The organism is Gilvimarinus agarilyticus (genome assembly GCF_000832015.1).
In the GTDB taxonomy this organism is placed as follows: domain Bacteria; phylum Pseudomonadota; class Gammaproteobacteria; order Pseudomonadales; family Cellvibrionaceae; genus Gilvimarinus; species Gilvimarinus agarilyticus.
Genome location: NZ_JXCJ01000001.1, coordinates 1310727 through 1322488 on the forward strand (window position 1 = coordinate 1310727; position 11762 = coordinate 1322488).

Annotated in this window: 7 protein-coding genes; all 7 read left to right on the forward strand. The window is 47.4% G+C overall.

Features of this window, described 5'->3' with window-relative positions; genetic code table 11:
* Positions 1-1002 (forward strand): sulfotransferase family protein, encoded by a 1002-nt coding sequence (locus tag SD69_RS05695; protein WP_157471620.1) that lies wholly within the window; start codon positions 1-3, stop codon positions 1000-1002.
* An 18-nt stretch (positions 1003-1020) separates the two neighbouring features.
* The gene (locus tag SD69_RS05700; protein WP_041522445.1) at positions 1021-2829 is read left to right on the forward strand and encodes a glycosyltransferase; all 1809 of its coding nucleotides are present in this window, start codon (positions 1021-1023) and stop codon (positions 2827-2829) included.
* Positions 2826-4607 carry a glycosyltransferase gene (locus SD69_RS05705; protein ID WP_041522446.1) on the forward strand — a complete coding sequence of 594 codons (1782 nt, stop codon included), beginning with the start codon at positions 2826-2828 and terminating at the stop codon, positions 4605-4607. Before SD69_RS05700 ends, SD69_RS05705 begins: the two co-directional genes overlap by 4 nt.
* Positions 4608-4664: 57 nt before the next feature.
* Positions 4665-5435 carry a hypothetical protein gene (locus tag SD69_RS05710; RefSeq protein WP_041522447.1) on the forward strand — a complete coding sequence of 257 codons (771 nt, stop codon included), beginning with the start codon at positions 4665-4667 and terminating at the stop codon, positions 5433-5435.
* Positions 5436-5515: 80 nt separating this feature from the next.
* Complete coding sequence (locus tag SD69_RS05715; protein WP_041522448.1) at positions 5516-6283, forward strand: capsular polysaccharide synthesis protein; 768 nt, start codon at positions 5516-5518, stop codon at positions 6281-6283.
* 186 nt (positions 6284-6469) lie between these two features.
* Positions 6470-8815: a glycosyltransferase family protein gene (locus tag SD69_RS05720; RefSeq protein WP_041522449.1), complete on the forward strand. Its 2346-nt coding sequence runs from the start codon at positions 6470-6472 to the stop codon at positions 8813-8815.
* 80 nt (positions 8816-8895) lie between these two features.
* Positions 8896-11331, forward strand: coding sequence for a glycosyltransferase (locus SD69_RS05725; protein WP_041522450.1), 2436 nt, complete (start codon positions 8896-8898; stop codon positions 11329-11331).
* Positions 11332-11762 lie beyond the last annotated feature (431 nt).

Below are 11762 nucleotides of genomic sequence, written 5' to 3' on the forward strand. Positions count from 1 at the left end.
ATGTCAAATAGTGCTCCCAGTCGTTTTGAAGGGTCGAAACAAGTCGTTGTAGTTCTCGGGCCTGGCAGGTCTGGCACCTCTTTGGCTATGCAGGCTTTGTGTGCCATGGGGATGAATGTTTCAGAGGATCTACTGCGAGCCAACGAGAGTAACCCCCGTGGATTTTATGAAGATGCCGCGATTGTTGAGTGCCATAAGAGGCTGATAAGTGAATTCTCTCCAAGCCCTTCTCTTCCGCTACCCGAAAGTTGGATATCGAGTAGAGCAGTGAGGGAAGTTGGCGAGGATCTCAAGCATATAGTTACAACTAATGTGGAGGCGACGGATCAATTTTGGGGTTTTAAAGATCCTCGGACGGCTCGCTTTCTTCCGCTGTGGACGTCTGTTTTTAATAGCCTTAAAGTGGTGCCTATATATGTTCTTGCTGTGAGGGATCCTCGCGCAATTGTCAGCTCTTTTCAAACTCAGTACGGAACAGGGCAAGCTCAAGCAGAACTAGTTTTGATGTTGAGAACGATAGAGGCGCTCAAATACACAGGCGGAAACTGTTTGCTAGTTAACTACGACGATTGGTTTCTTAGTGAGAGTAAAAATTGGTCAATTTTGAGATCTGTTTTTACGGACGCTGATTGTAAAGATGTCGCAGATAAGGATGTCGTTAGTGCTTCATTAAGAAGGTCATCGGGCTCATCATTGTCGATAAAGAACGAGGCCTTGGATGAGTTGTATTCGCACCTTCTGGCAAGTGAAGATGGGTCAGTTCCCCCCGCCGTGATGAATTTGATTCCTCGAATTATTGAGGGAATGAGTGACTATCTGCCTTGGTCCAATGAGGCTAACTCTCAGTATCTACGAAACAGGAAGTTAGCAGAGAAAATTCGGGATTTAGAAGACTCAATTTCCTCCCTAAATAGTATTTCTCAGGAATGCGATCGGCTGAAGGAACTCACTAAAGAATTGCAGGGGATTATCGATTCCTGTGGGCGAATCGAATCTGTTTAACAATTTTGGAAAAACAAGATGAAAAGTTTACGCGTGGAAAGTAGCGCTGCGGCGAATCTAGCTCAACAGATATCGTGGATTTCGCCAGACAAATCATTAGTTAATAAGAAGAAAAATTCTAGCTTGAATATTGGCCTTATATCAAGCGAGAGGTTGTATTTGGGTATGCGACTTGAGGGAAATGTTTATCCTTTAACTCATCGTAACTGGAAATTTTCCATAGCGTACTCAAATTTTGATTTTATTCTTGTGGAGTCTTGTTATCAATCGTGTTCCGGCGATTGGTTTATGGCGCAATCTGGGCATGGGGAGAGCTCAGAAGTACTTGAAGAGTTGGTGAGTTTCGCAAAAGAGCGGGCCATACCTGTAGTCTACTGGTTTACCCTAGATGTCCAGTATGTTGAAGAATTTAATTCTAGTTTAAGTTTATTTGATGTTGTCTTTTGTGCGGATGATCGTGCTGCCAACGCTTTAGAGGGGCGTGGAGTTAAGGCGAGTTACCTTCCTCCTGCTGTTCAGCCTGCTTTATTTTCACGCCTGAAAGAACACAACGATAGCGACATTGATAAGAAGTGTCAGCGTTATCCGTTAATTTTTGATGACGTGGTGGATATGGCGCAAAGATCAGAGGGCCGGATGAGCTTTTATTCTGAACTCGCCGACCGTGGCGCCTATTTTTTTGATTCTATGAATCAAATATGGGCTACTAAAGCAAAGCCGCTCGAAGCTCTTGGTTGTAATGTTTTGGGGACAGTTCCCTATCAGGAAAAAAGTTTTCTTTTTTCTAGATCTAACGTGTTGGGGATTTTTTCAAGTAATAGTAGGACGAGAACCGAGCAACAGTGGTCGATTGTTGAAGCGGCTGCCAGCCACGTGCCGGTTTTGCTCGAGCCAGATGTTGACGTTGGAATTTTTCAAGAGATCTGTATTAACTGTGCAAGCTACGACGAATTTAACTGTGAGATAGAATCGCTGCAAAGCGATGAGCTTTACCGAAAAAGGGTTGCTCAGATTGGATGGCGCGAGGCGGTAAAGAACAACAGCTTCTCAAATAGAGTATCTTCAATATGTAATGTGATCGGTGTGGCGCATGATTGGGAGGAGTATCCTACAGCCGCTTTAATTACACCATCTTATAGAAGTAAGTTTATACCCAGAGTTATTGATAGCTATTCTAATCAAACTTATATCAATAAAGAGATGGTTCTTGTTTTTAATGGCCCTATGGAAGAGTATGAAGACGTCAAAGCTAGCGTGTCTAATCTCGATATAGGTACTACATTTGTACCTCCAGAGCTCCATGCAGGGCCTTGTATGAATTCGGGGATTTCAAAAGCTAAGTCAGATTTTGTGTTTCGTATGGATGATGATGATTTTTATGGTCCGAATTATTTGCTGGATATGATGCTGTATACGCGTGTAGTAGATTTTGATGTCATAGGGAAAGTGTTTAGATACTTTGTTATGGACGGAGAGGCTCCAATCTATCAGAGAGAGTCCAAGAATATTGTCTTCGATCGGCCTGCATACTCCCTTTTTAATAAGTACCCTAAGCGGGTTAATTTTATTGCCGGTTGCTCCCATGGGGGTAATAAAGATTTCTTTGTAAATAATCCGTACCCGGCGAAGAACTTTGCAGCAGTAGATACTCAGTGGTTGTATTCTTTAGAGGACAAGGGGGAGGGGGTGGTTATAAGTGTCGATGAGTTTAACTTGTTGGTCGATAGACGATCTGGCAATGATCATACTTGGGTGGCAAATGTGGGAAAAATGCAGAAGGCTTCAAGAATATATGGCCTTGATCCGGAAAAGGTTTGTTTTGTATGAGTTCTCCTGATGGAAAAGCTTTCAGGCTGGTTGTGGTAAGTGATAACCCGTATGGGTTAATTGGAACGCCCGGCACCTATGAACTTGTCGACGAGCTGTGCAAGTACTTTGAAGTTAAGTTGTACTGCCCTTTGCCTAATCCTGCCAATTTTATAGTGGTTTCATCGGCAGAGTTTCAAGGGAAGTTGGTCGAACACGATCGATCTTTGAAAGGCTGGGTCCAGTCTCTTGTTAAAGATCTGGCTCAAGATGATGCGGAATGTGTTTATTTTGCATCAGGTCGATCGTGGATGCATGATGATGCATATATTCTTAGAGAGTTAAAGCGATTGAATCCAGAGCGAAAGATTATCGTGGACTTAAAGTCGCCCCCAACGATTTCAGACGTGGATGTGCTTCGCCGCTCGCAGAGACGCTCTGAATATGCACTTGATTGGATAGATTTGGTGTTGTCTAGGTGCGTGTCCGATATACGGGAAAGGTTTGGGCACGCTGAAATGAGATATGCCCTGTATCCTATCGGTCTTTCTAAGAGTTTGGTTGTCGAGGAGGTAGAGCGCCAGGATCGTATTTCGAAATTTGTCTTTATCGGTTCTTTGAGCGACAAAAGAAAATTAGATTGGATGCTGGACGAGTTTTCGCTTCTATGTAGTGAAGTGAAAAATCAGGTGACGCTAGATATATATGGCGATGGAGTCGATAAAGACCGTCTGGTTACTCATGCTAAGATGTTGGGAATTGATAATTTCGTGTCTTTTAGAGGCTTGCTTGGCCATCAAGAGTTGTTGCAGGAGCTGCCCAGTTATCATGTGGGGTTAGGGTGGGTGCCTTATGAGATGTATGACTCTGCGCCGTCATTAAAGTCGTACGAGTATTTGTCCGCGGGTTTGATTCCATTGTTGAGTGATACCAGGGCGCATCTTAAAATGGATCAGAGAAAATGCTCAGTCCACTTTTTTTCCAACCGAAAGAGTGGGCTTTCTCGAGTGATTGAGAGTTTAGTCGGCCAAAACCTTTCTTTTTATCGCGATCAGCTTCAAATGAATAAAGAGTCTGTTGATAATCAAACTTGGGCGAAGGTGGCATCTGATTACATTGCTCCATTTGTAAAAAATCTTGTGGCATCAGAGTATGATGACAAACCCTGTAATTTTTCTCCGAGCCCTAAGTGTGGGGTCAGTCTGGTTCACATAGTTTATTTTTCTGAACAAGATTTTGTCGATTGGAGTGAACCTCTTCTTGTTTGGCTTCGGACTCGAGTCCATACAGTTAAAGTGATAGTGCGACAGCGTGAAGCGTGGAGGCAAAGAGTTTTTAAGGGCGGGGTGTCGAATCCCCGCGAGATGATAGAACTTGGTGAGTCTGAAGTCTTTGATTTTATGTTGTCAGAAGATTTCTCGGCGTTAATTGGAGTGGTTTCTGACTATGATGATATGCATCCATATTTAGAACTTCTCGATTTAAGTAGGGTATGTATCTTCGAAACACTGTCACCAGAGCGACTTGTCGCTGACGCCATATCAGAAAGCCGATCTAACGCTTCAACAAGAAAGAAGAATGTTCGAGATTTTGCTTGGTGCCACTCTGGCGCGGTATTTAGTCCAGGGGGAAGTCCTGTCAGTAGTGTCGAGAAGAGAGTGCGGAGTTGGGGGTACGAGCTTTTCGATTCCGAAGTTGAAGAGGTTATTGGTGGACCTAATATCAAAGGATTTCAAGGTTCGGAAGTTGAGCGTGAACGATGTTTCAATGCGTGTAGGTTCGTGTGTAAAAGTCTGTGATATGCCCGGCAGTGTTTTCTTTGTTTGGTGGTTTTTAAATTTAAGGCTAGGTTTCTAATGAAAAGAGTCATTTTTGTTGGCGGGGCGAACCATTCCTCCTCTACAATGATTGGTGCCATTCTCGGTGCTAGTATGACACATCCCTTTGAGAGCTTTCATGTGGGAGAGATAAAGTCTTTTTTTGACCCTAGATCTCCAAAGTATGGTCAGCCTAAGGCTGTGCTCGAATCTGCATTCGGAGACTTTTGGTCTTCAGTGGACTATAAGGTTGGGTATGATAACGCATACGACGAACTGTTTAAAAAATCTGCTGAAACAGATGTTTTGGTCGACTCGTCGAAAACCTGGAGGTGTCTTCAGAGGCAGGTGACTAAAAGTGATTCCTCAGCGTGGCGATTGACTTGTTTGATTTCTTATAGGCGATTCGAAAAGATATGGAAAAGCGACGAAAGGAGAGGCGTGCCCCTTGATAAGCGCCTCAACAACTTAAAGCAATATGAGCGTCTATTATCCGTCATCGATGAGCATCACGTTAGCTATAAGGTTTTTGATTTAGGAGAGTTTTTGAAGTCCCCCAAGCTTTATGCAAAAAAAGTTTGTGAGGTGCTGGGGGTCTCCTATTTTGATGGTAAAGAAGAGTATTGGCGTTACCCCGATGCTCATTTGTATGGTGCGGCGACTCAGCGTAGGCATTTTCGAAACCCTAGTGAGGCTGGTTTTTTGGTTAATTCGAGGCCCGACCTGAGTGAGTCTCAAGGTTCCCAGTTGTGGCAAGAAGATGAAGGCTTGGTGGCGGTCGAAGCTCGCTTGATTAGCGAGTCAATATGACATAAGTTCTCGGGTTTTCGAGGCTCATCGTCGACTGTCTTTGTTTATAAGCTAATTGAAAGTTTAGGTTTGGGTAATCCATGAAAAATAGTATTGTATGGCTTTATTGGGAAAATGCGCTGGGTCAAGATATGCCCGCGCATATCGACCTTTGCCATAAAATATTGATGTCTCAGGATCATGGGTGCAACGTGATATTGGTTACCCCAGATAACGTGCATCAATACCTTCCAGATCTAGACCCTGCCGTTTGGGATATTACCCTTGAGAATATCAATCAGAACCCTATTGCGGTGCGCTGTGCGTTTATTCGGGCTTTTTTGTTAGAAAGGTATGGTGGTTTGTATGTCGACTCTGATTGCTTAGCATTGGTTGATTATAAAAGCGTCTTTGATGAAGTGGTGGGCTTCGATTTTTTTGCCATGCGGCGTACCTCGGCTAAGACTAACCATATCTCTATCGGATTTTATGGCAGTGTTAAGCAGGGGGTTGTAATTTCAAAATACTGTGAAGCCCTTAGAGCTGTGTTGAAGAAAAAGACACTGTTTAGATGGGCGGAAGTGGGGGCTCACCTAGTTACGCCTATTGTGAATGAGCATTTAGATCGGTGTTATCTTTTTCGCGAGGATCGAATTCATCCGGTGGTCGCTGAGAAGCAAGAGTTGTTGGCCGACGAAGTGGTTCCTGTTGGTGAGGTAGTGCCGAATGATGCCGTGACATTAATGTTATTTCATCGAATATTTGAACAAGAAGTTAAGGGTGTAACCTTAAAGGGCTTTTCCATGTCGGACTTGGCGAAAGGTAACTACTTACTGTCGCGTGTGATTAAGCATTATGGGTTGGTGTAACGCTTTTGCCTCGGATTTTGATATGCTTTTATTGATGATTGAGTGTTGCTCGGCCGGCTTATCGAGTAGGTCTCGGGGTTGACTTCTTCTTGTGATTCCGATGGCGCGGCAACCTTATTAGCTGAATCTAATAAGGCGGCTCACGATGGATACATTGTAAAAGCTCTGCGAGGATGGCTGAATATAGTGCAGGTGTCTGACGAATCACTTGGTGTATTGGCCAATATTGCCGCTTTTAGAGCTAAGCTTGGCCCAGAACTGGCAGAGCGCTCTATTGCCCTATTTGATGATGAAACCTTCTCCGGGCTTAGTGTACATAACGAGTGCGACGAACTATCCGCCGCTATTTATAGTGTTGTACTACGAAAACCCTGCCGGTTTATATGGCTTTCGAGTACTAACCCGTTTATTTGGTTTGCAGCCCTGTGCGCCTCGTTGCTGTGGGGTGCGCGTATTGCTTTACCTGTAGGCCTTCGATCATCGAATGAGCCGAATATGGCTTACACCGTACTATCGCGTTTTTTTAAGGCTGATTGGCCCGAGCTGCTGCATGAGCAGGTTGACGCACTCAGTTGCACTGAGCCTTCATCTTATGAAGACCTCTTGTTATACGTAGAGAGGTCGCGGGACGCTGATGCTATTGCGGGACAAGGTGCCGTTTGGTTGCTACCGCCATTAACGGAGCTTCAAAAGCATATTCTGCGTCAAGTCGCCATACTGGGAGGCCCGCCTGGTTATTCTAAAGCACCTGATGCTCGTGGCCTTAATCCTCTGACGATATTGTATGTTTGTGACTGTGATGCCGGTAACCAGGGCGTATCGACGCAAATACCAAAACAGTTAAGTCAAATGTTTTCTTGCGTGATCCTCCTTGGCATTACTGAATCAGCCAGTGCAACCCCTTTTCATCAGGTGCTCAGTTCACCGCTATCGTTGATTCCTATTGACCGGCTTAGCTTAGGTGATAATGTCGTATCTGCTAGCTTAAAACCCGATATTGTTATTGCTGACGGAGGTTCGGCTTCTGCTTTGGCTGCGGGTTTGGCTGTTAAAGTGGGTTGCGGTAGCCGTTTGGTAGTTGTGGCACGAGAAGAATCCAGTGCAATTACTGAGCCTATTGCCGGTGTAACCAATCTATTAAAGGCATTGTCATGTGGAGAATTTGGCGAGGCGGTTGATGTGACGCTGAGTCTAACCTCGTCGATAAACGATTCCGACAATGAGTCAGCCAATGATTATGCGTCGATGACTCAATACTTGTGGGTAAAGCTGTATGCCGCGATGGCTAAATTGACGCATTCAGTTGGTTCTACCTCTGCCTCGGTGAGTCGCTCGCCAAATAATACGGATCCTGGGACTCACACCGTCGTGTTGTTCTGGAAGCAAAACGATACTGGCTTATACGGGCGCCGCTCGGATATGGTGGCTAAAGCTCTAGCGCAACACCCTTCGGTTAAACAGGTGCTGATTGTTGATGCTCCGATTACCAAAAGCAGACTGCTTAATAAAGCTCAGGGCCATTCATTAACTCATGACCGGTTGGTGTACGCGGCGGCATACCAGAAGGCACTCGGCTTTAGCCGAACCGAAAAGCTGTTGACCGATGTCTTTATTTACGAAGCAGAGTCTGAGCATGATTTACCGCTTGAGAGCGAGTATTTGAGCTACTTGCGTGAGCTATTTGCGCGCGAAGGTGTAACGCCAGCTTCTAGCGTGTTTTGGTATTACCCCAAGGCGGTGCATGGTGCCGCTGTGGTTAGGGCCTTTGAGCCTGCCAAAGTGGTGGTGGATGTGGTGGACGATCATCGAGCTTGGCCGGGGGTTACCGAGGAGCAAAGCAATGAGTTTACTAGGCACTACCGTGAAATGCTTAGTTTGGCGGACGTTAGAATGGCAAATTGCCAATCTGTGCAAGAGTCAATGCAAGCATTGGGCTTTTCTGTTGATTTAGTGCCGAACGGTTGTGAAAGCTCCCCCGACGTTGTTGTCCCAGAGGGGAGTGAAGTTTACGATGAGCTGGCAAGTTTTCAAGGGCCAATTATTGGTTTTGTGGGTAACTTAGAAACTAAGATTGACATACCGCTACTGTACGAAATTGCTAAAACGTTTCCCGATAGTTTGATTGCGTTAGTTGGGTCCACCCATGCGAACCCAGCCGTTCGTGAGTTGCTGGCTCTGCCGAATGTGCGTTTAACGGGCGTGTTGGAGTATCGATTTACTCCCGCACTCGTACGTTTATTTAGCGTCGCTATTGTCCCGCATTTGAACACTCCGTTAACGAAGAGCATGAATCCACTGAAAGCGTATGTATACTTAGCCGGTAAAATACCTGTGGTGGCGACTAACGTGCCTAATTTGCCTCAAACCCCCTGGTTAAAAGTCGCTAACGATCATGTGGATTTTATTAACCATATCCATCACGTTTTGGCTGAGGGTACACGAGCCTTGAACGGTGAAGCTTTGGCGCAATTCATACATGACAACTCTTGGGAGCAGCGGCTCGCCCCGGTAATAAAAAAGCTTGGCATTTAGCTGCTTTTTGTTGTTAAGCGTTGCTCCGTCGCTAGATCTAAACTTTCAAATCTCTTTCAGGTAGTAGGTATGCCCAGCTTATGAATAGACAACTGACACCCGCCGGTAAGCCTACCTACGACTTATACATCGAGGCGCTTGGCGCCCAAGAGCTGAGCGGCTGGATTGTCGATAGCGCGGCCCCTGGCCGGGTGTTTGATTTTGCGGTGCAGATAAACGGTAAGCCTGTTGCTACCGTCCAAAACAACCTCGAACGTGCCGACTTAAAAGACATTGGTAAGTCTGAGGGACTGGGTGGTTTTAAGCTTATTTTAGTTAGCACTCTGTTGGCGGAGGGGACTAACGAGGTTGCTTTGGCGTTGCCCGAGGGGCAGCTGTTGCCGTTGGGGTACATTATCTCTAGCAGCTCGGGTGGCGGCGATGACGTGTTTGTGGGCTACGATCACCCCGTAACCGTAATTGTGCCTATTTATAACGCGTCAAAACATGTGTCGGTTTGTATTGAGCGGTTGCTGGCTTATACCGCGCCTGAAGTTCGCATACTGCTGATTGATGATGCCAGTACCGATAAGGCGATTGAGCCCCTATTGGCGCAGGCGGAGCGCTCTGAGCATATAGAGGTGTTGCGCAACGAGGTAAACATCGGTTTTACCAACACGGTAAACCGAGGTATTAAGCATGCTGGGAATGACGATGTTGTGTTGCTTAACTCTGACGCCCGCGTTACCCCCCGCTGGCTGCAGGGGCTACAACGCGCTTTGTACAATGACTCGCGTATAGCTACGGTTACACCGGTATCCAATAACGCGGGGGCGTTTTCGGCGCCCGAGCAAATGGATGCACGCTCCTTTCTCTCGGATATTCGTGAGTCAGACTATGCCCGCGCTTTTAGGCGCTATGGGGCGGGTTTGTATCCAAGCGTACCTACGGGTAATGGCTTTTGTATGTATATTCGGCGCGGCTGCTTGAATGAAGTGGGGTTACTAGACGAAGCGGCCTTCCCCCGAGGCTACGGCGAAGAAAACGACTTTTGCATGCGCGCACGCCGTAAGGGTTGGCGCCATGTCGTGGATGACCGCACCTATGTATTCCATGAGCGTAACCAAAGTTTTGGCGCTGAGCGCGACACGTTGATTAACGCCGGTGCCGGGGTAGTCGCGCAGCGTTTCCCGGAGTACGAGTTTGAGATTGGCGTTTTCTCGGCCAGTGATGCGTTTGCTACTATCCGCACACAAGCGTTAGACGCCTTGGCTCATGCCAAGCAGAGCCCTATTAAGCCAAGGGTGTTGTTTGTGGTGGCGACTCAAACCGGGGGGACCCCAAAAACCAACTTAGATCTAATGCGTACTGTGGCCCATGACTATGAGCCCTGGTTACTGCGCTGTGATTCGGCCCATATGTATTTGTCATCTCTGGACAGTAACGGAGAGCTACAAACTGTTAAAAACCACGACTTAACAGAGCCGGTCGAGCCGTTACAGCATGTGTCGTTTGAGTATGACCGGGTGATAAAGCAGTGGCTCGAGCGGTATGACTTTGATTTAGTGCATATTCGCCACCTTGCCTGGCACTCGGTTAATTTGCCTAAGCTTGCCAAGCAGGCGGGTGCTCGGGTGATTAAATCGGTACACGACTTTTATGATATTTGCCCCACGGTAAAACTGTTGGACGCCGACAATAAGTTTTGTGGTGGTAAGTGCGCTAACTCCCGGGCGGCTGCCGATTGCGCCAATAGTATGTGGGCGAAGCATCCTTTTCCGGCGTTAAAGTCCCTGTGGATTGGGCGCTGGCGAGAGATTTTTGCCAATGCACTCAGCCATAGCGACGCTTTGGTAACCACAAGCCACAGCGCCCGCGACACGGTTAAGGCGGCTTTGCCGGCTGTGGCCGACAAAGCCTTTCATGTTATTCCCCATGGCCGAGACTTTACCGAGTTTGTGCCGCCGGCGGTTACCTTAAGTACGGCAACTACGCTTAACGTATTAGTGCCCGGCACCATTGATGGCCCTAAGGGTGCCGATTATTTGCTTGCGTTGCTCGATTGCGACGCTGCCAAGCGGTTGCAAATACATGTGTTAGGCGAATGCGAATATCAGCCGCTGGCGCAACACCCGCAGGTTGTGATGCACGGCCCCTATGAGCGGGACGAGTTTGTCAGCTGCGCTCAGAGTGCCGGTGCTCAGGTGGGCGCTGTGCTTTCGGTATGGGATGAGACTTGGTGCCACACGTTAACCGAGTTGTGGGCTGCCGGCTTGCCGTGTTTTGTATTAGATTTACCTACGTTAAAGGCGCGGGTAGAGGCGTCGGGTGCAGGCTGGGTGCTGGATCCAGCCGACCCGCAAAGCAGTTATATGCAGATGGTGAATCTAAGCCCGGAAAATTACGAGCAAAAAGCGCTAGCGGTAAGGGCGTGGCAGCAGGGTGAGGGGCAAGCTCACAGCACGGCTTGGATGGCGCAACAGTATATCGAACTGTATCAAGCGCTATTGGCGCAACCTGGCCGAAAGCTGCGTTAATTTTAGGGTTGCGGCGGGTAAGGGGGGTTGCCTTGCTGTCATTCCCGGCTGCGACCGGGAATCTAGCGCCTTTTATTTCTTCATTCCTGCGTAGGCGGGAATTTAGTGTCTTTGGGTGTTGCACGTTGTCGGGGCAGGCGTATTGTTTGTTCGAAGCCACTGGGGCCGGCTCCGGCTTTCCTTGCTACCGCCGGCATTTGTGCGTCCCTGCACATCATCCAAGGTCTACGCTTCGCCCGGTTGTGGTGTGGTTGGGTGTTGTGTCGTCACTCCCGGCTATGATCGGGAATCTAGTGGCCTTGTTGTTTGAAGTCACTCCGTTCTCCGTACCCCTTCGCTCGTCCGCCGTCTTATAAGCCACTGGGTCCCGGGTCTACGCTTCGCTCCGCCCGGGACGACGTTGTAGTATGGTTGGGTGTTGTGTCGTCATT

Coding starts and splice junctions, on each gene's coding strand:
- SD69_RS05695 (WP_157471620.1), top strand. CDS start 1: ATGTCAAATAGTGCTCCCAGTCGTTTTGAAGGGTCGAAACAAGTCGTT.
- SD69_RS05700 (WP_041522445.1), top strand. CDS start 1,021: ATGAAAAGTTTACGCGTGGAAAGTAGCGCTGCGGCGAATCTAGCTCAA.
- SD69_RS05705 (WP_041522446.1), top strand. CDS start 2,826: ATGAGTTCTCCTGATGGAAAAGCTTTCAGGCTGGTTGTGGTAAGTGAT.
- SD69_RS05710 (WP_041522447.1), top strand. CDS start 4,665: ATGAAAAGAGTCATTTTTGTTGGCGGGGCGAACCATTCCTCCTCTACA.
- SD69_RS05715 (WP_041522448.1), top strand. CDS start 5,516: ATGAAAAATAGTATTGTATGGCTTTATTGGGAAAATGCGCTGGGTCAA.
- SD69_RS05725 (WP_041522450.1), top strand. CDS start 8,896: ATGAATAGACAACTGACACCCGCCGGTAAGCCTACCTACGACTTATAC.